Genomic DNA, 19,669 nt, shown 5'->3' with positions numbered 1-19,669 from the left:
CATGGGTGTGTGGATCGATACCGATATGGGCTTTGACGACATCGCTGCCATCATGGTGGTGCAGTCGGCAGGTCTTGCCATCGACGGCATCTCGCTGGTCTTCGGCAATGCCACGCTGGAAGCGGTCTCCGGTAATGCCGCGGGTGCGGTTGCGGCCTTCGGCTGGTCGATGCCGATCCATCAGGGCCGCGCCATGCCGGTTCTGGGTGCGCTGGAAACAGCGCAATCGATCCTGGGCGAAAGCGGCATTCCGACCGTCGGGCAAAGCCTGCCGGAGGCGCCGGCTCTGCCGAAAAGCGATGCCTTTGCAGCACTCTGCGGCTGGCTGGAGGGGACAGGCGAGAAGCGTATTCTCGCGCTTGGCCCGCTCACCAATATCGCCGCCCTGTGCCTTGCCCGGCCGGATCTTGCCGCCAGATTTTCGGAACTCACCTGGATGGGCGGTGGCGTGACGAGCGGCAACCACACGGCCTCGGCCGAATTCAACGCCTTTGCCGATCCGGAAGCGCTGGCCATCGTTCTTTCGCACGGCCTGCCGCTGCGCATGGTCGATCTGGACGCCTGTCGCAAAGTCACTGCGGGAGCGGCCGATGTAGCGCCGATCCGTAACGCCGGCGGCAAGAATGCCGGGCTGATCGCCGATTTGCTGGAAGGTTTCATCGGCATCGCCGCCAGCGGTGGCAGAGCCGCCATGGCGCTCTACGATCCCGTGGCCGCCGTCGGCTTTACCTCCGGTCTCATCGGTTGGCGTCATGCGCGGATTGATGTCGAGCTTCACGCGACGCTGACGCGCGGGCGAACCGTGGTCGAGACGCGCGCTCAGAAAGCTCAGGCCTTCAACGCGCATTTCGCCGAGAGGGTGGATGCCGAAGGTACGAAGACGGCGATTCTCGAGGCGCTGCGCCGGGAGGCCGCCCGATGAGTGCGAACTCTTTGACATCCGAGCCTGCCGATCTCAACGACGACACGCTGCGCGCCCGTGCGGTCGCCGCCGCACGCGGTGATGCGCCTTTCGACATTCTCGTCACCGGTGGAACTCTGGTGGATGTGGTGACGGGAGAGCTTCGCGCCGCCGATATCGGCATAGTCGGCCCGCTGATCGCCAGCGTGCACGAGCGGGCAAGCCGGAGCGACGCCGCACGGATCATCGATGCGGCAGGCGCCTATGTCTCGCCCGGCCTCATCGACACACATATGCACATCGAAAGCTCGATGATCACGCCGGCCGCCTATGCGGCGGCGGTTGTCGCCCGCGGCGTTACCACCATCGTCTGGGACCCACATGAATTTGGCAATGTGCATGGTGTCGATGGCGTGCGCTGGGCGGTGAAATCAATCGAGAACCTGCCGCTGCGCGCCATTCTGCTTGCCCCGTCTTCAGTGCCGTCTGCGCCCGGTCTGGAATGTAGCGGGGCGGATTTCGATGCTGCCATTCTTGCCGATATCCTGACATGGCCGCAGGTCGGCGGTGTCGCGGAAATCATGAACATGCGCGGTGTCATCGAGCGCGATCCGCGCATGAGCGGCATCGTGCAGGCCGGGCTTGTCTCGCAAAAGCTGCTCTGCGGCCATGCGCGTGGCCTGAAAGATGCGGATCTCAACGCCTTCATGGCGGCGGGCGTCTCCTCCGATCATGAGCTTGTCTCCGCTGAAGACCTTCTGGCGAAGCTGCGGGCAGGGCTGACCATCGAGCTGCGTGGCTCGCACGATCACCTGCTTCCGGAATTCGTGGAAGCGTTGAATGCGCTCGGCCATCTTCCGCAGACGGTGACGCTCTGCACCGACGATGTTTTCCCTGACGATCTGCTGAAGGGCGGTGGGCTTGATGATGTGGTGCGCCGCCTTGTCGGTTACGGGCTGAGGCCCGAATGGGCGCTGCGTGCCGCCAGCCTCAATGCCGCCCAACGGCTCGGCCGCCCCGATCTCGGCCTCATCGCCGCCGGTCGCCGTGCTGATATCGCCGTCTTTGAGGATTTGAGCGGCTTTTCAGCCCGTCATGTTCTCGCCAATGGCCAAGCAGTTGCGGCAGGTGGCCACATGCTCGCCGATGTCCAGGCCTGCGATGCGACAGCCCTTAAAGGTTCGATGAAGCTGCTGCTGCGCAAGGCCGATGATTTCCGGGTCGCCTCGGAAGGGGCAAAGGTGCGCCTCGCCACCATCGACCGCCCGCGCTTTACGCAGTGGGGCGAGGCGGATGCCGAAGTGAAGGACGGTTTCATCGTTCCGCCCGAAGGCGCGACGATGATTTCCGTCACCCATCGCCACGGCATGGCCGAGCCGATCACCAGAACCGGCTTCCTCACCGGCTGGGGAAACTGGAACGGTGCCTTTGCCACCACCGTCTCGCATGACAGCCACAACCTCACCGTTTTCGGCGGCAATGCCGATGACATGGCGCTCGCCGCCAATGCGGTGATAACGGCAGGCGGCGGCATGGCTGTCGCTTCCGAAGGCAAGGTCACCGCAGTTCTCCCGTTGCCGCTTTCAGGCCTCGTTTCCGACGCCCCGCTTGAAGACGTGGCAAAGGCTTTCGAAGTATTGCGCGAAGCCGTCGGCAGGGTCGTGGAATGGCAGCCACCCTATCTTGTCTTCAAGGCCTGCTTCGGCGCCACGCTCGCCTGCAATATCGGCCCGCACCAGACGGATATGGGCATTGCCGATGTGTTGACGGGCAGGGTGATGGAAAGCCCAGTGATTGGGGTTTTGGGATTATAATATCAAGACGGGCTGCCACGATGTTGTCGCCACGGCAGCCCGTCCGTTTTTAGTTCACATTTTGAAGTTGCGCCTCTCCATTATGGAGAAAGCAGGCTTTAGTGAAGAGGCCCAAGTCCAGCAGGTTAGGCAGTCGGATATCGCGCATATCGGGAAGTCGCTTGTTTTCCTGATCAAATGAGCGGTCAATCTGGGAGATGAATGCGAAAATAACGCCAGTCTTTTGTGCGAATTCTCCAAGGACGCTCACTTGTTGAGAAAGGTCGGGCTTGTGCCGCTGCTGGTCGAGGATTTGCAGATAGTCTATTACGGAGAAAGTGCCGCGCGTGGCCGAAGACAAGTGGCGAGTAATGTAATCCGCGCATATCTCGTCCGACGTCACTATCTCGGTTTCTGTGTGACCGGCTGCATTTTTTTTGATGCGCTTTCGGGCCTGTTGTTCTGTCATTTCGAGCGTGAACAAAACAGACCGCCGTCCGTCCTCAGTTGCCGCGCACAACAGTTCAAACCCAAGCGCTGTCTTGCCTTGGCCCGGGCGCCCGGCAAGCAGAAGCATGTCGCCATCCACGATACGTGAGAACAGGTCTTTAGACAAAGAACTCGCCGCAAGGTGAGCGGAAAGCAGGCTCCACCTTGCAAACCCTTCCTCTCGCGCGATCTGGTCCAATGCCTCGTGTAAAGGAATGGTGTTATTTCGGACCATAAGTTTGGCCCGTCGTTTCAATTGAAAAATCGGAGTAGAAAGCTTCATCAAAAGACCTCTATTGCGGGTCCGAAACGCAATCCCTCCTTATGCGAATGCCCGAACAGACGGTTCGATGATGATGTTACCCCGCATGTCGAATGCTTCCCCGAAAGGAGGGGGGGAGGCTTGGGTCGAGCCGATAAAGCAAAGTTAGCGCCGTCCTCGATTCGCTGCAAGCGTCGAGGGCAGCGACGCACTGAATGTACGAAAGGTCACTCCGCCGCCAGTTCCTGCTCCACCAGCGTCGCCCAGAAAGCCACGCCCGGCACGATGGCCGCATCGTTGAAGTCGTAGGAAGTGTTGTGGTGCAGCGCGCCGTCCACGGCCGGGCCGTTGCCGAGCCAGACGTAGCAGCCAGGGGCTTCGCCCGCGAAAAAGGCGAAGTCGTCGCCGGCGGTCGAAGGCGGGAAGGCGGTGCGGGTCTTGTTGCCGAAGACGGTTTTTGCGGCGCGCAGCGCCCGTTTCGTCGCGTCCGCCTCGTTGATGACGGGTGGAATACGGCGGATGAATTCGTAATGCGCCTCGATGCCGAACATTGCCGCCGTGCCCTTTGCCAGCCGGCCGATTTCCGCTTCGAGCTGGTCGCGCACATCAGCCGCATAAGCACGCGCGGTGCCGCCGATTTCGACGAGATCGGGAATGACGTTGAGCGCCTTCGGGTCACCCGCCTGCACCGAACAGGCGCTGACGACAGCCGGCTGCAGCGGATCGACGACGCGGCCGACGATGGTTTGCAGCGAGGCGAGGAAGGCGCCGGCCGCCGTTACCGGGTCGCGGCCGAGATGCGGCTTGGCGCCGTGGGTGCCGATGCCCTTGAAGGTGACGCGCCAGCTATCGGAAGAGGCGAGCTGCGGGCCTTCCACCACGGCCATTTCGTCAACGCCCAGCCCCGGCATGTTGTGCAGACCATAGACCGCATCGCAGGGAAACAGGGTGAAAAGCCCGTCCTCCACCATCTTCTTCGCGCCGCCGCGGCCTTCTTCGGCGGGCTGGAAAATGAAATGCACGGCGCCGGAAAAATCACGGGTCTTTGCGAGGTAACGCGCCGCACCCAGCAGCATGGCGGTGTGGCCGTCATGCCCGCAGGCGTGCATCTTGCCGGGAAATTTCGATTTGTAGGGCCGGTCGGGAGCCTCCGGCATGGCAAGGGCATCCATGTCGGCGCGCAGGCCGATGCTGCGGGTGCCGTTGCCCACCTGCAATGTGCCGACCACGCCGGTGCCGCCAAGACCGCGATGCACCTTCAACCCGGCCCTTTCGAGAAGATCGGCGACGATGGCGCTGGTTCTTTCCTCTTCGAAGCCCAGTTCCGGGTGCGCGTGCAGGTCGTGGCGAAGCTCCGTCAGGAATGGCAGGTCCTCGCCGATGCGGTCCAGCAGTCTCATGGGCGGCTTGTCCTTGAATATGGGAAAAACCCGCGTCATAGGTGGGTTCGTCCGAATGCCTGTTGCTTTGTTTCCTTCTAGCTGAAAAAGCCAATGAAATGAACCCGCAGCCTGTTGTGGTTGTTAAAATGCCTGATGTGAAGAACCGGGTTGGCGTGGCTGAAAAATGTGAGCGCTTTTCGCCGCCCCGCTCCTGAAAGGAAAAGAACGATGCCGTCATCCGCATCGCCCGTCGTCCCATCCCCCGCCGCGCCTCATGAGTTCTGGCAGGACATACTTCCGCCCGCCACCTTCGATACGGCCGGTCCGCATTCCACCTTCTTTCCGGCGGAGCTGGATGACGGCCGGCAGATCTGCCTGCCGATAAGGCCGCTGGCGGATGGCGAACATGCGCTTGCCTCGCTCATCGTCAATCAGGCTTCTTTTGAGGTGCTGGAGGTGCTGGCGGCCGATCTGGCTGCAAAACTTCTTCCCTTCAAGCCCGATGTCGTCATCGGCCTGCCGACGCTGGGGCTGACGCTTGCCGCCGCTGTCGCCAGGCATCTCGGCCATTCCCGTTACGTGCCGCTCGGCACCTCGCGCAAATTCTGGTATCTGGAGGAACTGTCGGTGCCGATGTCCTCCATCACCACAAGGCAGGAAAAACGGCTCTATATCGATCCGCGCATGCTGCCGCTCATCGAGAACCGGCGCGTGGCGCTGGTGGATGACGTGATCTCCAGCGGCAGTTCAATCATATCGGGTCTTTCGCTTCTCGCCGCCTCCGGCATTCGGCCTGCCGTCATCGGCGCAGCCATGCTGCAATCGGATCGCTGGCGGGAAAAAATCGCCGCTTTCGGGCCGGAGTGGCCAGAGCGGGTGAGGGGTGTTTTTTCGACGCCGCTGCTCACCAAAGCGGAAGGCGGCTGGCGCGCCTGACGAAGCGCAAATTCCGCCAAAAGGCAAGTGGTGATAATTTCACCGCTGCCTAATTTGTGTCTTGCGAAGCTTTGTGAGATCGGCCTAAGATCACCGCCGACAGACAATAGCGGTCGGCGAATGGTGCGTCGGTTTGCTTTCGCGCGGTGTCATCCCGGCGTCTGCCCGCTCCCTTTGTTCTTGCCGGTTACTGGAATTTCTTCCCATGCATGCAGTGTTCGACGGTCATAATGATGTGCTGCTTCGGTTGTGGCGCAACAGCAAGGCCGGCGCCGATCCGGTGGCCGAATTCAAGAACGGAACACGTGAAGGCCATATAGACGGTCCGCGTGCAAGGGCAGGCGGTCTCGGCGGCGGCATCTGCGCGATCTATATTCCCTCCGGCGATCTCATTCTTCAGGAACCGGACGATAGCGGCCATTACAACACGCCGCTGGCTTCACCGCTGGAGCGCCAGCCCTCACTCGATATCGCCATGGAAAAGGCGGCGATTGCGCTGAGGCTGGACCGCGCCGGCGCCTGGCGGCTTTGTCGCTCCACGGCTGATATCCGCAAGGCCTTTTCCGAGGATATTTTCGCCGCCGTGCTGCATATGGAGGGCTGCGAGGCTATCGGGGCCGATCTCGACGCGCTGGAGGTTTTTTATGCCGCCGGCCTGCGCTCGCTCGGCCCGGTCTGGAGCCGGCACAATATTTTCGGCCACGGTGTTCCTTTCTCTTATCCCATGTCGCCCGATACCGCGCCCGGTCTCACCGATGCCGGTTTCGCGCTGGTGAAGGAATGTAACAGGCTCGGCATTCTCATCGATCTCGCGCATATCACCGAAAAAGGCTTCTGGGATGTGGCGAAGACCACCAACCAGCCTTTGATCGCCAGCCACTCCAACGCACATGCGCTCACTCCCGTCGCCCGCAATCTCACCGACAGGCAGATGGACGCTATCAGGGAAAGCGGCGGTCTGGTCGGCCTCAACTACGCCGTGACAATGCTCAGGCCCGATGGGCGTGACATTGCCGATACGCCGCTCTCCGACATGGTGCGCCATATCGATTACATGGTGGAACGTATGGGCATCGACTGTGTCGCGCTTGGATCGGACTTCGACGGCGCGACTGTACCCGTTGGTATTGCGGATGCCAGCGGCAACCACAATCTGGTTGCGGCGCTGAAATCGGCGGGCTACGGTGATGGAGAACTTGCTAAAATATGCCGGGAAAACTGGCTGCGTGTTTTGTCTGAGGCCTGGCGCGAGGCGGCCTGAGAACAGTTTTAAGCGAACCAAATCAATCTTATAACAAAAGGGGAGATCCTATGATCAAATCGCTCAACAAATCCATGCGTATTCTCGGCACCAGCGCCGCCTTGTCGCTGATGATGCTGTCTGCACCGCATGCCTTTGCCGCCACGCCGGCCGATACGCTGGTTGAAGGTTTTGCCATCGATGACATCATCACGCTCGATCCGGGTGAGGCTTTCGAACTCTCCGCCGCCGAAGTCACCGGCAATACCTACAGCAAGCTGGTTTCCATCGATATCAACGACACATCCAAGGTTGTCGGCGATCTGGCCGAAAGCTGGACGACATCCGACGATGGTCTGACCTATACGTTCAAGCTGAAATCCGGCCTGAAATTCGCCTCCGGCAATCCGGTCACGGCCGATGATGTGGCTTTCTCTTTCGAACGCGCCGTGAAGCTCGACAAGTCGCCGGCATTCCTGCTGACGCAGTTCGGCCTCAGCGGTGACAACGTCACCGAGAAGGCGAAGGCTGCAGATGCGAATACCTTCGTTCTGACGGTCGACAAGCCCTATGCGCCGAGCTTCGTGCTGAACGTGCTGACCGCGACCGTCGCTTCGGTGGTCGATAAGAAACTGGTCATGGAGAAGGCGAAATCCGTAACCCCGAGCGCCGATTACAAATATGATACGGATTTTGGCAACGACTACCTGAAGACCGGTTATGCCGGTTCCGGCCCTTACAAGATCCTCGGCTGGAAGGCCAATGAGGCCGTGATCATGGAAGCCAATCCGAATTATTACGGTGAAAAGCCGAAGCTCAAGCGTGTCGTCTACCGCCATATGAAGGAAAGCTCCGGCCAGCGTCTGGCGCTTGAAAACGGCGATATCGATGTGGCCCGCAACCTTGAGCCAGGCGATATGGAAGCCGTCTCCAAGAAGGAAGGGCTTGCCGTCACCTCCGCACCCAAAGGCACCGTCTACTATTTCAGCCTCAACCAGAAAAACGAAAACCTGAAGAAACCCGAGGTCATCGAAGCCTTCAAATATCTGGTCGATTACGACGCCATCGGCGCGACGATCATCAAGGGCATCGGCGAAATTCATCAGACCTTCCTGCCGAAGGGGCAGTTGGGTGCGCTTGACGAGAACCCCTACAAACTCGACGTCGCCAAGGCGAAGGAGCTTCTCGCCAAGGCCGGCCTGAAGGATGGTTTCACCGTTACCATGGATGTGCGCAACACCCAGCCGGTGACCGGCATTGCCGAAAGCGTGCAGCAGACGCTGGCGCAGGCCGGCATCAAGCTCGAAATCATTCCCGGCGACGGCAAGCAGACGCTGACCAAATACCGCGCCCGCACGCATGATATCTATATCGGTCAGTGGGGTTCGGACTATTTCGACCCGAACTCGAATGCGGAAACCTTCACCATCAACTACGACAATTCGGATGAAGGCAAGAACAAGACACTTGCCTGGCGTAATGCCTGGGACGTTCCGGAGCTGACCAAGGAAACGCAATCGGCGCTTTTGGAGAAGGACAGCGCCAAACGCGCGACGATCTACCAGAACCTGCAGAAAGAAGTCCTGGCGAAGGGTCCCTTCGTCATCATCTTCCAGCAGACGGAAGTTGCCGGTTATTCCGCAAAGCTCAAAGGCCTGAAGCTCGGTCCGAGCTTCGACACCAACTATGTCTACAACATCTCCAAGGAATGATCCGGAAGGATCGGTCTCTTGAGCATCGTTGAAGCAAACAGCCGGGCGAGGCAGGGCAAACGCCGTGCCAACGCCCGCGTGAAAGCCGTTCTCGGCTTCGCCGTCACCGTCATCACCACCTTCCTGGGGTTGATGGCGGTTACATTTTTCATTGGCCGTGTGGTGCCGATCGATCCCGCGCTGGCGATCGTCGGCGACCGCGCGCCTGCGCATGTAGTCGAGCGCGTGCGTGAGCAGCTCGGCCTCAACCTGCCGCTCTGGCAGCAGTTCTTCCTTTATCTGAAGCAGGCGTTGTCCGGTGATTTCGGCACCTCTGTCTTAACCACCAATCCTGTCATGGAGGACATCAAGCGGGTGTTCCCGGCGACGATAGAGCTTGCCACCATCGGCACGATCATCGGCGCCGTCTTCGGCATTCCGCTTGGCGTGCTTGCCGCCGTGAAACGCGGCAGCTTTGCCGATCAGGTGGTGCGCGTCATCGGCCTTATCGGTTATTCCGTGCCGATCTTCTGGCTTGGCCTTCTGGCGCTGCTGGTATTTTACGCCCGGCTGCAATGGGTGGCTTATCCCGGGCGAATGGACATTGTCTATGAATTCACCTTCACGCCGGTCACGGGCTTCTTCCTGATCGATGCCATCTGGCAGCGGCAATGGGACGTGTTGTGGGATCTCTTCCGCCACATCATCCTGCCGGCCTCTCTGCTCGGTTATTTCTCGCTGGCCTATATCAGCCGCATGACGCGTTCCTTCATGCTGAACGAGCTTGCCCAGGAATATATCGTCGCGGCCCGCGCCAAGGGGCTTTCGGAAACGCGCATCATCTGGTTCCACGCGCTGCGCAATGCCGCCGTTCCGCTGGTGACGGTGATCGCGCTCTCCTATGCCGGTCTGCTGGAAGGTTCGGTGCTGACCGAAACCATCTTCGCCTGGCCGGGGCTCGGCCTCTACATCACCAATTCGTTGCAGAATGCGGATATGAATGCCGTTCTCGGCGGCACGATCGTGATCGGCGCCATCTTCGTCGGCATCAATCTCTTCTCCGATCTGCTTTACCGGACGCTCGATCCAAGGACGCGCAGCCGATGACCCTTTCGACCGATACGATCAAACCCTATAGCCGCGAATGGCTGCTCTCCGACCGGCCGGCCTCGCGCAGGCAGGCGCGGCTTGGGCGCGCCTATGTCATCTGGCGGCGCTTTTCAGAAAACCGGCTGGCGCTGCTCGGGCTCGGCATCATCGTCGCGCTGCTATTCGTGGCGCTGTTTGCCGATGTTCTGGCCCCGCATAACCCGGTGCAGGGGGACCTGCGTAATGCCCGGCTTCTGCCACCCGGCACGGCCGGGTATCTGCTTGGCACCGATGATCAGGGGCGTGATATTCTTTCGCGCCTCATCCACGGTTCGCGGCTGACCCTGTTCGTTGTGCTCTTGGTTGCCATCATCGCCGCACCTATCGGGCTGATCGTCGGCACCGTTTCGGGTTATGCCGGGGGATGGGTGGATGCGGTTCTGATGCGCATCACCGATATTTTCCTTGCCTTCCCGAAGCTTGTTCTGGCGCTGGCGCTGGTCGCGGCCCTCGGGCCGGGCATTGAAAATGCGGTGCTCGCCATCGCGGTCACCTCATGGCCGCCCTATGCGCGCATCGCGCGCGCCGAAACCATGACCTTCCGCAATTCCGATTTCATCGCGGCGGTCAAACTCATGGGCGCGTCGCCGTTCCGTATCGTTCTAAAACATGTCATGCCGCTTTGCATGTCATCGCTCATCGTGCGCGTGACACTGGATATGGCCGGCATCATCCTCACCGCAGCTGGTCTCGGCTTCCTTGGCCTCGGTGCCCAGCCGCCGTTGCCGGAATGGGGCGCGATGATCGCCGCCGGCCGCCGTTTCATTCTCGATCAATGGTGGGTTGCCGCCATGCCGGGTATCGCGATCCTCATCGTCAGCCTCGGTTTCAACCTTCTGGGCGACGGCCTGCGCGATGCGCTGGATCCCAAGGAGGCGAACCAATGAGCGCGCCGCTTCTGACCGTTGAGGACCTGCGCGTATCCTTCCCCACCCGCACCGGGCTGGTGGAGGCTGTGCGCGGCGTGTCCTTCACGCTCGGCCGCGAGCGGCTCGGCATCGTCGGCGAATCCGGCTCGGGCAAATCGCAGACCGGCCGCGCCATCATGGGGTTGACCCCGAAAAACGCGCGTATCGAGGCGGACGCCCTTCGCTTCGGCGATATCGATCTGCTCAAGGCCTCTGCAAAAGAGCGAAGGATCATGCGCGGCAAGCGCATGGCCATGATCCTGCAAGACCCGAAATATTCGCTGAACCCGGTCATGACCATCGGTCGCCAGATCATGGAAACGCTGCGTACCCACGAAAAGATCGGCGGCAGCGAGGCGCGCCAGCGCACGCTTGCCATGCTCGAAGCGGTGCAGATACGCGATCCCGAGCGCGTCTTCGATCTTTACCCGCACGAGGTTTCCGGCGGCATGGGCCAGCGTGTCATGATCGCCATGATGCTGGTCTGCGGCCCGGAATTGCTGATCGCCGACGAACCCACTTCGGCGCTGGACGTCACGGTGCAGCTGGAAGTGCTCGATATCCTTGACAAGCTGGTGCGGGAACGCGGCATGGGACTGATTTTCGTCAGCCACGATCTGCGCCTCGTCTCTTCGTTCTGCGACCGTGTTCTCGTCATGTATGCCGGCAAGGTTGTGGAAGAACTGTCCTCCGCCAATCTGAAGGAAGCGAAACATCCCTATACGCAGGGCCTTTTAAACTGCCTGCCGGAAATTGGCGGTCACCGGCATCCGCTGCCGGTTCTGGAACGTAAGGCGGAGTGGCGCGCATGAGCACGGTTCTTTCCATCAGAGACATGGTGGTCGATTTCGACGGTTACATCGCGCTCGACAGCGTCAGCATCGATGTGGCCGAGGGTGAATCCTTCGGCATCGTCGGCGAGTCCGGTTCCGGCAAGTCGACCCTGCTGCGCGCCATTGCCGGCCTAAACCATTTCGACGAAGGCTCGCTAATGGTGGCAGGGCGCTCCTATGCCGGCAAGCACCGCGACAAGAGCTTCTACCGCGATGTACAGATGGTGTTTCAGGACCCGTACGGTTCACTGCACCCGCGCCAGACGGTGGATGCGCTGCTGCTCGAGCCGCTCGTCATCCACGGTCTCGACAATCGCGAACAGCGCATTGCCCGCGCACTGGACGAAGTGGGGCTCGGTTCCGGCTTCCGCTTTCGGTATTCGCACCAGCTTTCCGGAGGCCAGCGCCAGCGCATCGCCATTGCGCGTGCGCTGATCGTCGAGCCGAAAATCCTGCTGCTGGACGAGCCGACTTCGGCGCTCGACGCCTCCATTCAGGCGGAAATCCTCAACCTGTTGGAACAGGCCCGCAAGGATCGTAACCTCACCTTCGTCATGGTCAGCCACGATCTCGGCGTCATCAGCCACATGTGCGATCGCCTTGCGGTGATGAAAAGCGGCAAGGTGGTGGAAATGCTGGAGGCTGAGGCGCTGGAAAGCCGGGAATTCAGCGCGGATTATACCCGCCAGCTGCTTGTGGCGAGCGAGGGCTTCAAGCGCGTTTGAGGAGTGCGGCGTTGCGGCCCGGCACTTCTCCGCGCCGGGGAGAAGAAACAAGCGGCGATCTCTCCGGGTGAAGTATTCTTTCGCGACGCTGCAATGATATGGTGAGCGCCAACGCCGCCCCACCCGAAAAAGGTACCCACCCCATGCAATTGCGTGCATTGATGTATTTCGACGAACTGGTCCGCACCAATTCCATGCGCGCCGCGGCGGAAAACCTGAATGTGGCGCCGACAGCGGTGAGCCGGCAGATAGAGAACCTTGAATATTATTTCGGCTCGCCTCTGGTGGAGCGTTCCAGCCGTGGCGTGAAGCTGACCGCTGCGGGGGAGCTGCTCGCCGCCCGCGCCGGCAAGACGCTGCGGGAACTCGACCATGTGCACCAACTGATAGACGATCTGAAGGGCCTGCAACGCGGCCGGGTCACGGTCTATGCCAATGGTGCGACGGTGGCGAACCTTCTGGCGCCGGTGCTGGCGCAGTTCAGCCTGAAATATCCGAAGCTGCGTTTTGAGGTGCATATTACCAGCGCCCGCCAGGCAATGGAGGCGCTGGGTGCGGCGGAAGCGGACCTGGTCGTCAGCCTGTTCGCGCCGAAAGTCTCCGGTGTGAAAGTGCGCTCGCGCACCCGTATCAGCTATGACGCGATCTTTCCCGCCGGTCATGCGCTTGCCGGGCAGGCGGAAGTTTCGCTCAAAGAGCTGGCCGGGCTGCCGCTCGCCCTGCCGGACAAGAGTTTCGCTGCGCGTCAGGCCTTCGACACGCTGTTTGCTGATGCCGGCATCGAGCTTGATCCCGTCTTCATCACCAGCTCTTTGGAAATGCTGAAGGAACTGGTGCTGGGCCACGCCGCCGCCACGCTTTTGCCGGCGCTTTCGGTGGCGCGTGAAATCCGCAGCGGACAGATGGTCGCCGTTCCGCTCTCCGGCAAGAAAGGTATCCACACCCAGATCGATCTCTGCGTTGCGCCGGACCGGCAATTGTCCTTCGCCGCCTCCAAGCTTGCGGACTTCATTGAGCGCTTCATGCGCGAGGCGACGGCAGGGTAGTTTGTTCTCCCCGCCGGGAGAGGAATTGGCCAGTGTGGAGAATTGCCCACCAAGGTTGATTTCCATCCGCATTTCCGTGTAGCCATTTCAGCTACACGGAGCACACAAAAATCGAGATTGTGTGTGCGCCTGCAACATGACACTCTTTTTGCAACGGGCGGTCTTCGGAAGGGCAAAAATGCCCCGGCCGCCAGACAGGGGACAATGATGCCACGCACTTATCTTTCGCAGGCGGCAACGTTTTCGCGCCGCGCCGCGCTGACCCTCGCATTGGGCACGGCGCTCTGGCTGCCGCTTTCGGTAACGGTTGCCGAAGCCGCGCCAAAAACCACGCTGACGCTTGGCATGGCCGTCGAGCCGGCCGGCCTCGATCCGACCATCGCCGCGCCCGTGGCCATCGGCCAGGTCACCTGGCAGAATGTCTTCGAAGGTCTGGTGAAGATCGACCGCGAAGGCAAGGTGAAGCCGCAGCTTGCCGAAAGCTGGGAAATTTCCCCTGATGGCAAGACCTATACGTTCAAGCTGCGCAAGGGCGTGACCTTCCATGATGGCGAGGCTTTCGATTCCTCTGTCGCCAAATTTTCGCTGGATCGGGCGCGTGGCGAAAGCTCGGTCAATCCGCAGAAACGCTTCTTCGCCGCCATCGACACTATCGAGACGCCGGATGCCGTAACGCTGGTGCTGAAGTTGAAGCAGCCGGCCGGCAGCCTTCTCTACTGGCTCGGCTGGCCGGCCTCCGTGATGGTGGCGCCGAAAAGCGCGGAAAATAACCGCACCACGCCGGTCGGCACCGGTCCGTTTAAATTCGTGAACTGGGCCAAGGGCGACAAAGTCGAGCTGCAGAAGAACGACGCCTATTGGGACGAGGCCGTTTTGGTAAAGCTCGACAAGGCGACCTTCCGTTTCGTGTCCGATCCTCAGGCGCAGGCCGCAGCGCTGAAGTCTGGCGATATCGATGCCTTTCCGGAATTCGGCGCGCCGGAACTGATGACCTCCTTCGATGGCGACGCGCGTCTCGGCACCTTCGTCGGCAATACTGAACTCAAGGTCGTGGCGGGCATGAACAATGCTCGCAAGCCTTTCGATGACAAGCGTGTGCGTCAGGCGCTGATGATGGCGGTGGATCGCGGCACGGTGATCGAAGGCGCCTGGTCCGGCTTCGGCACGGCCATCGGTAGCCATTACACGCCGAATGATCGCGGTTATATCGATACGACCGGGGTACATCCTTACGATATCGACAAGGCCAGGGCGCTGCTTGCCGAAGCCGGCTATCCGGATGGATTCAACTTCACCATCAAGGCCCCGCAAATGGCCTATGCCCAGCGCACCTCGCAGATCCTGCAGGCGATGTTTGCCGAAATCGGCGTGACCATGCCCATCGAGACCACCGAATTTCCGGCGAAATGGGTTGCGGATGTTCTCAAAGGCGCGGATTACGACATGACCATCGTTGCCCATGCGGAGCCGATGGATATCGATATCTACGCGCGCGACCCGTACTACTTCAATTACAAGAACCCGGCCTTCAATGAGGTCGTGGCGAATGTCGAAAAGACGGCGGATGCCGGTGAGCAGGAGAAGCTCTATGGCGAAGCCCAGAAAATCCTCGCGGAAGATGTACCCGCTCTTTTTCTTTTCGTCATGCCGAAACTCGGTGTCTGGGACAAGAAGGTGAAGGGGCTTTGGGAAAACGAGCCCATTCCCTCGAATGTGCTGACGGATGTGCATTGGGAAGAATAGGGTTTGTTGTGAGGGGTAGGGCGCAGTTTCCCCATCCACCTCATTCCTGTGCTTGTCTCAGGAATCCAGCCAGCCCAAGTCCTTGGGCTGACAGGTGTCTGTCCGCCGCACGGACGCGCGTCGGCTGGATCCCTGTGACATCCTCGGGCATGTTCTGGGGAACAGGGATGAGGCAAGAGTGTGCGGGGATGACAGCAAATCTCTCCACGACATCCGGCTACAAAACCACGCAAGGAGAAGATGCCAGATGTTAGCCGTCTTCATTCGGCGTCTTTTAAGCCTCGTCATCACGCTGTTTGCCGTTTCCCTCATCATCTATATCGTCATGGGCCTGCTGCCGGGCGATCCGGCGGCCATCATGCTCGGAACCTCGGCGAGCCCCGATACGCTCGCGGCGCTGCAGAAGCAGATGGGCCTCGATCAGCCGCTGCCGCTGCGTTATCTCCACTGGTTGGCCGGCGTATTTCATGGCGACCTAGGGCAATCCTATACCTATGGCGTGCCGGTTGCGGGGCTGATCCTGGAGCGGCTGGCCGTTACCCTGCCGCTTGCGCTGCTGGCCGTCTGCCTTTCGGTGGCCACCGCCATTCCGCTCGGCGTGGCGGCGGCGCGGAGCCGCAACGGGGCGCTGGATTTCGCGGCCGGGCTATTTTCGCATGTGGGCATTGCCGTGCCCGGCTTCTGGGTCGGGCTGCTGCTCATCATCGTCTTTTCCACCACGCTCGGCTGGATGCCGGCCGGCGGTTTTCCCGGCTGGACGCCGAACTTTTCAGCGGGTCTTACGGCGCTCATCCTTCCGGCGGTCGCGCTGGCGCTGTCGCAGGCCGGAGTTCTCACGCGTGTGTGCCGCTCCGCCGTGCTGGAAGTGATGAATGAGGATTTCGTGCGCACCGCACGCGCCAAGGGCCTGAGCGAGCGGGTGGCGCTGTGGCGGCATGCGGTGCCGAATGCAATGATCCCTGTCATCACCATGATCGGCCTGCAATTCACCTTCCTCATTGCCGGCGCGGTGCTGGTGGAGAATGTCTTCAACCTGCCGGGCCTCGGGCGGCTTGCCTATCAGGCGCTGACCCAGCGCGACATCGTCGTCATGCAATCCGTCGTGCTGTTCTTCTCGGCGCTGGTGATCGTCATGAATTTCGTGGTCGATATCGCCTATCTCCTCATCGATCCGAGACTGCGGGCAGGTGCGCGATGATGCGATTGATCCGCCGCCGCCCCGCCTTTGCCGTCGGCATCGCCGTCACGGTCTTTCTGGTCGCAGTCGCCCTGCTGTCGCTGGTCTGGACGCCTGTGTCCCCCACAAAGATGCAGATCGTTCAGAAGCTGAAATCGCCCTTCGTTTATGGCGGTCTCGGCACGGATCATTTCGGCCGCGACGTGTTGTCGATGCTGATGGCCGGTGCGTGGAACTCGTTGTCCACCTCCATCGCTGCCGTCGCCATCGGCGCATTTATCGGCACGACCATCGGCGTCGCGGTTGCGGCGCTTCGCGGTTTCACCGAAACCGTGGTCATGCGCATCTGCGACATCATCTTCGCCGTGCCGCCCATCCTGTCGGCGATGATGCTCGGCGCTTTCATCGGCACGGGCCGTTTCACCGCCATCATCGCCATCGCCACCTTCATGGTGCCTGTGTTTGCCCGGCTGACGCTGGGGGCGGCGTTGCAGATATGGTCGCGGGAATATGTCACCGCCGCCACCAGCATCGGCCAGAACCGCGCCAAGATCACGCTTTTCCATATCGTGCCGAATATTTCCAACCAGATCATCGTGCAGGTGACGATCCAGCTCGGTCTTGCGATATTGACGGAAGCCGGCCTTTCTTTCCTCGGTCTCGGCATGCCGCCGCCCGCCGCCACCTGGGGGCGGATGCTGGCCGATGCCCAGACCTATCTCGGCACCGCACCCTGGCTTGCCATCATGCCCGGCCTTGCGATTGCGCTCGCCGTCTTCGGCCTCAATCTTCTCGGCGACGGCCTGCGCGACATGCTTGACCCGCGCGATACAAGCTGACCGTTTCAAGCCGATATCGCCCCTATTTCCTGTTTTCTGACGAGACGATGCCATGACCGATCTCATAGACCTCAACACGCTCGAAATCCTGGCGCTTTACCGGGATAGGAAGCTTTCGCCATCGGAATATTGGCAGGCGGTGGAAGCGCGTATCGATGCTTTCGAACCGGTGGTGAATGCGCTTTACGCCTATGATCCAGAGGATGCACGAAGGCAGGCGCTGGCCTCGACGGAGCGCTGGCAAAAGCGTGAAACGCTCGGGGCCCTCGATGGCATTCCGGTCTCGCTCAAGGAATTGATCGCCACGAAAGGCCATCCCGTGCCGCTTGGCACCAAAGCGGTGGAACTGGTGCCTGCGGTTGAGGACGCGCCGGTGGCCGCCCGCTGCCGTGAGGATGGCGCGATTATTTACGCCAAGACGACCTGCCCGGATTACGGCATGCTTTCCTCCGGCCTTTCCAGTTTCCACAAGCTCAGCCGCAACCCGTGGGACCCCACCCAGAACCCCGGCGGTTCCAGCGCCGGTGCGGCCGCGGCCGGGGCTGCGGGTTACGGCACGCTGCATATCGGCACGGATATTGGTGGCTCGGTGCGGCTGCCGGCGGGGTGGACCGGGCTCTTCGGTTTCAAGCCGAGCCAGGGCCGTATCCCGGTCGATCCCTATTATACCGGTCGCTGCGCCGGGCCGATGACCCGCACCGTTGCCGATGCCGCCTATGCCATGGCGACGCTTTCGCGGCCCGACTGGCGCGACGGCACCTCGCTGCCGCCGAACAGCATCGACTGGATGGATCTCGATATTAATGTGAAGGGCCTGAAAATCGGCCTGATGCTGGATGCCGGCTGCGGCCTGCCGCTGGAAGATGAGGTGCGCGACGCCGTGCTCTCCGCTGCGAAACTGTTCGAGGCGGCGGGCGCCATCGTCATCCCGGTCGAGCCGGTGCTGACACGCGAGATGCTGGACGGGCTGGACGATTTCTGGCGGGCGAAGTTCTGGGGCGACATGGCGGCGCTGAGCGCTGACCGTCGCGCCGCTATCCTTCCCTATATTCATGAATGGGCGCAGAAGGGCGCGGATGTCTCCGGCGCGCGCGCCGTTTTCGGTTTCAACCAGACCATGGAAATGCGTAAGGCTTGCGGGCGGTTGATGCAGCAGGTGGATGCGGTGATTTCACCGGTCAATCCCATCGTGTCCTATCCGGCCGACTGGGCCTCGCCCACCAACGATCCCGAACGGCCCTTCGAACATATCGCCTTCACGGTCCCGTGGAACATGTCGGAACAGCCGGCATCCTCGATCAATTGCGGCTTCTCCAGATCGGGCATGCCCATCGGCTTGCAGATCGTCGGGCCGCGTTACGAGGATTTGTTCGTGCTGAAGCTTTCAAAAGCCTTCGAGAATTGGGGCGGCGGCGTGCGGCGCTGGCCACAGCCGCCGCAGGTCCGCTGATCCCAGCTTTATCGGTCCTGTAGTATTGCCATAATACCCGCATCTCGATCCCGCCTGTTAGGGTGCCCAAAGGCATTCGAAAACGGGAGGAAAAGACATGCCGAAGAAAATTTTGATGATCGCCGGCGATTTCGCCGAGGATTATGAGACCATGGTGCCGTTCCAGACGCTGCTGGCGGTCGGCCACACGGTGCACGCCGTCTGCCCCGGCAAGAAGGCGGGCCAGACAATCGCCACGGCCATCCATGATTTCGAAGGCGACCAGACCTATTCGGAAAAACGCGGCCATAATTTCGCGCTCAACGCCACCTTCGCCGATATCAAGGTTGCGGATTACGATGCGCTGGTCATTCCGGGCGGCCGCGCGCCGGAATATCTGCGGCTCAATGCGGATGTGCTTTCGGCGGTGAAACATTTCTTCGAGGCCGACAAGCCGGTGGCCGCCGTCTGCCATGGCGCGCAATTGCTTGCGGCTGCGGGCGTCTTGAAAGGCCGCACCTGCTCGGCCTATCCCGCCTGCCGCCCGGAGGTAGAGCTGGCGGGCGGCACCTATGCCGATATCGCCATCGATGCAGCCGTTACCGACGGCAAACTGGTAACGGCGCCCGCATGGCCGGCGCATCCGGCCTGGCTTTCGCAATTCATGGCCGTGCTTGGCAAATGAGAACGGGGAGACGGGGCTTCTTCCGGTCCCGTTTTCCGCCTATCTTTCAAGCGTGGTGAGGGAGGAAACCATGTGCAAGCTTTTCATCAAGGCAGACCCGGCGCTTTGGGAGAGCCATACGCGGTCGCTCAGGATCGATGGCATGGTCACCAGCGTGCGGCTCGAGAATTTCTTCTGGGCGACACTGGACGAGATCGCGCGGCGTGACGGCATGAACAGCGTGCAACTCATCGCCAAGCTTTATAATGAATCGATCGACGCCGGGCACGATCTCGGCAATTTCACCTCGTTCCTGCGGGTCTGCTGCGGGCGTTATCTAGCGCTTCAGCTTTCCGGCGATATTCCGGCGCACAGCGATAGTCCGATTGCGGCGTTGGATGCAGACAGCATTCTCGATGCGGAAAAGGTGAATTATCACTAGGGCGCGTCCCGCTTTTGTGC

18 protein-coding genes are annotated in these 19,669 nt (G+C 61.0%); 16 read left to right on the top strand and 2 right to left on the bottom strand.

What is annotated here, in order from left to right; translation table 11 throughout:
• The first annotated feature begins 1 nt into the window (after position 1).
• Both AGR1_RS22320 and AGR1_RS22315 read left to right on the top strand, forming a co-directional pair.
• Positions 2-922, top strand: a complete 921-nt coding sequence (locus AGR1_RS22320) for a nucleoside hydrolase (RefSeq protein ID WP_149148287.1) — start codon at positions 2-4, stop codon at positions 920-922.
• A complete protein-coding gene (locus tag AGR1_RS22315; RefSeq protein ID WP_149148286.1) occupies positions 919-2,715 on the top strand; it encodes an adenine deaminase in 1,797 nt (598 codons plus the stop codon). The genes AGR1_RS22320 and AGR1_RS22315 overlap by 4 nt, the downstream gene beginning before the upstream one ends.
• 49 nt (positions 2,716-2,764) lie before the next feature.
• On the opposite strand, the gene AGR1_RS22310 is transcribed toward AGR1_RS22315, so the two are convergent.
• Both AGR1_RS22310 and AGR1_RS22305 read right to left on the bottom strand, forming a co-directional pair.
• Positions 2,765-3,466: a DNA helicase gene (locus AGR1_RS22310; protein ID WP_149148285.1), complete on the bottom strand. Its 702-nt coding sequence runs from the start codon at positions 3,464-3,466 to the stop codon at positions 2,765-2,767.
• Positions 3,467-3,672: 206 nt separating this feature from the next.
• The gene (locus tag AGR1_RS22305; RefSeq protein WP_187772261.1) at positions 3,673-4,845 is read right to left on the bottom strand and encodes a M20 aminoacylase family protein; all 1,173 of its coding nucleotides are present in this window, start codon (positions 4,843-4,845) and stop codon (positions 3,673-3,675) included.
• A gap of 210 nt (positions 4,846-5,055) precedes the next feature.
• Here AGR1_RS22305 and AGR1_RS22300 point away from each other — a divergent pair, with 210 nt between their 5' ends.
• From AGR1_RS22300 to AGR1_RS22230, 14 genes are all read left to right on the top strand, one after another.
• Complete coding sequence (locus AGR1_RS22300; protein ID WP_077984086.1) at positions 5,056-5,763, top strand: phosphoribosyltransferase; 708 nt, start codon at positions 5,056-5,058, stop codon at positions 5,761-5,763.
• Between the two features lie 205 nt (positions 5,764-5,968).
• Positions 5,969-7,024, top strand: a complete 1,056-nt coding sequence (locus AGR1_RS22295) for a dipeptidase (protein ID WP_137411946.1) — start codon at positions 5,969-5,971, stop codon at positions 7,022-7,024.
• 50 nt (positions 7,025-7,074) lie between these two features.
• Complete coding sequence (locus AGR1_RS22290; protein ID WP_149148283.1) at positions 7,075-8,715, top strand: ABC transporter substrate-binding protein; 1,641 nt, start codon at positions 7,075-7,077, stop codon at positions 8,713-8,715.
• A gap of 18 nt (positions 8,716-8,733) precedes the next feature.
• Positions 8,734-9,801, top strand: a complete 1,068-nt coding sequence (locus AGR1_RS22285; RefSeq protein ID WP_077984083.1) for an ABC transporter permease — start codon at positions 8,734-8,736, stop codon at positions 9,799-9,801.
• Positions 9,798-10,730, top strand: a complete 933-nt coding sequence (locus tag AGR1_RS22280; protein WP_137411949.1) for an ABC transporter permease — start codon at positions 9,798-9,800, stop codon at positions 10,728-10,730. The genes AGR1_RS22285 and AGR1_RS22280 overlap by 4 nt, the downstream gene beginning before the upstream one ends.
• A complete protein-coding gene (locus AGR1_RS22275) occupies positions 10,727-11,563 on the top strand; it encodes an ABC transporter ATP-binding protein (RefSeq protein WP_149148282.1) in 837 nt (278 codons plus the stop codon). The genes AGR1_RS22280 and AGR1_RS22275 overlap by 4 nt, the downstream gene beginning before the upstream one ends.
• Positions 11,560-12,309: an ABC transporter ATP-binding protein gene (locus AGR1_RS22270; protein WP_137411950.1), complete on the top strand. Its 750-nt coding sequence runs from the start codon at positions 11,560-11,562 to the stop codon at positions 12,307-12,309. The genes AGR1_RS22275 and AGR1_RS22270 overlap by 4 nt, the downstream gene beginning before the upstream one ends.
• 143 nt (positions 12,310-12,452) lie before the next feature.
• Positions 12,453-13,355: a LysR family transcriptional regulator gene (locus AGR1_RS22265; protein ID WP_080793945.1), complete on the top strand. Its 903-nt coding sequence runs from the start codon at positions 12,453-12,455 to the stop codon at positions 13,353-13,355.
• A 207-nt stretch (positions 13,356-13,562) separates the two neighbouring features.
• The gene (locus AGR1_RS22260) at positions 13,563-15,098 is read left to right on the top strand and encodes an ABC transporter substrate-binding protein (RefSeq protein WP_149148281.1); all 1,536 of its coding nucleotides are present in this window, start codon (positions 13,563-13,565) and stop codon (positions 15,096-15,098) included.
• A gap of 247 nt (positions 15,099-15,345) precedes the next feature.
• Positions 15,346-16,296: an ABC transporter permease gene (locus tag AGR1_RS22250; protein ID WP_137411952.1), complete on the top strand. Its 951-nt coding sequence runs from the start codon at positions 15,346-15,348 to the stop codon at positions 16,294-16,296.
• Positions 16,293-17,114 (top strand): ABC transporter permease, encoded by an 822-nt coding sequence (locus AGR1_RS22245; protein ID WP_165691267.1) that lies wholly within the window; start codon positions 16,293-16,295, stop codon positions 17,112-17,114. The genes AGR1_RS22250 and AGR1_RS22245 overlap by 4 nt, the downstream gene beginning before the upstream one ends.
• A 52-nt stretch (positions 17,115-17,166) precedes the next feature.
• Entirely contained in the window at positions 17,167-18,564 is a 1,398-nt protein-coding gene (locus AGR1_RS22240) for an amidase (RefSeq protein WP_149148280.1), read from the top strand.
• 97 nt (positions 18,565-18,661) lie between these two features.
• Positions 18,662-19,228, top strand: coding sequence for a DJ-1/PfpI family protein (locus AGR1_RS22235; protein ID WP_003523156.1), 567 nt, complete (start codon positions 18,662-18,664; stop codon positions 19,226-19,228).
• A 70-nt stretch (positions 19,229-19,298) separates the two neighbouring features.
• The gene (locus tag AGR1_RS22230) at positions 19,299-19,649 is read left to right on the top strand and encodes a ribbon-helix-helix domain-containing protein (protein WP_137411954.1); all 351 of its coding nucleotides are present in this window, start codon (positions 19,299-19,301) and stop codon (positions 19,647-19,649) included.
• Positions 19,650-19,669: the final 20 nt, after the last annotated feature.

Source organism: Agrobacterium sp. B1(2019), from assembly GCF_008274755.1.
Taxonomy (GTDB): domain Bacteria; phylum Pseudomonadota; class Alphaproteobacteria; order Rhizobiales; family Rhizobiaceae; genus Agrobacterium; species Agrobacterium salinitolerans.
This window is presented reverse-complemented; position numbering and strand designations above follow the sequence as displayed.

Coding starts and splice junctions, on each gene's coding strand:
- AGR1_RS22250 (WP_137411952.1), top strand. CDS start 15,346: ATGTTAGCCGTCTTCATTCGGCGTCTTTTAAGCCTCGTCATCACGCTG.
- AGR1_RS22295 (WP_137411946.1), top strand. CDS start 5,969: ATGCATGCAGTGTTCGACGGTCATAATGATGTGCTGCTTCGGTTGTGG.
- AGR1_RS22245 (WP_165691267.1), top strand. CDS start 16,293: ATGATGCGATTGATCCGCCGCCGCCCCGCCTTTGCCGTCGGCATCGCC.
- AGR1_RS22235 (WP_003523156.1), top strand. CDS start 18,662: ATGCCGAAGAAAATTTTGATGATCGCCGGCGATTTCGCCGAGGATTAT.
- AGR1_RS22305 (WP_187772261.1), bottom strand. CDS start 4,845: ATGAGACTGCTGGACCGCATCGGCGAGGACCTGCCATTCCTGACGGAG.
- AGR1_RS22270 (WP_137411950.1), top strand. CDS start 11,560: ATGAGCACGGTTCTTTCCATCAGAGACATGGTGGTCGATTTCGACGGT.
- AGR1_RS22280 (WP_137411949.1), top strand. CDS start 9,798: ATGACCCTTTCGACCGATACGATCAAACCCTATAGCCGCGAATGGCTG.
- AGR1_RS22315 (WP_149148286.1), top strand. CDS start 919: ATGAGTGCGAACTCTTTGACATCCGAGCCTGCCGATCTCAACGACGAC.
- AGR1_RS22230 (WP_137411954.1), top strand. CDS start 19,299: ATGTGCAAGCTTTTCATCAAGGCAGACCCGGCGCTTTGGGAGAGCCAT.
- AGR1_RS22275 (WP_149148282.1), top strand. CDS start 10,727: ATGAGCGCGCCGCTTCTGACCGTTGAGGACCTGCGCGTATCCTTCCCC.
- AGR1_RS22310 (WP_149148285.1), bottom strand. CDS start 3,466: ATGAAGCTTTCTACTCCGATTTTTCAATTGAAACGACGGGCCAAACTT.
- AGR1_RS22320 (WP_149148287.1), top strand. CDS start 2: ATGGGTGTGTGGATCGATACCGATATGGGCTTTGACGACATCGCTGCC.
- AGR1_RS22240 (WP_149148280.1), top strand. CDS start 17,167: ATGACCGATCTCATAGACCTCAACACGCTCGAAATCCTGGCGCTTTAC.
- AGR1_RS22300 (WP_077984086.1), top strand. CDS start 5,056: ATGCCGTCATCCGCATCGCCCGTCGTCCCATCCCCCGCCGCGCCTCAT.
- AGR1_RS22290 (WP_149148283.1), top strand. CDS start 7,075: ATGATCAAATCGCTCAACAAATCCATGCGTATTCTCGGCACCAGCGCC.
- AGR1_RS22265 (WP_080793945.1), top strand. CDS start 12,453: ATGCAATTGCGTGCATTGATGTATTTCGACGAACTGGTCCGCACCAAT.
- AGR1_RS22260 (WP_149148281.1), top strand. CDS start 13,563: ATGCCACGCACTTATCTTTCGCAGGCGGCAACGTTTTCGCGCCGCGCC.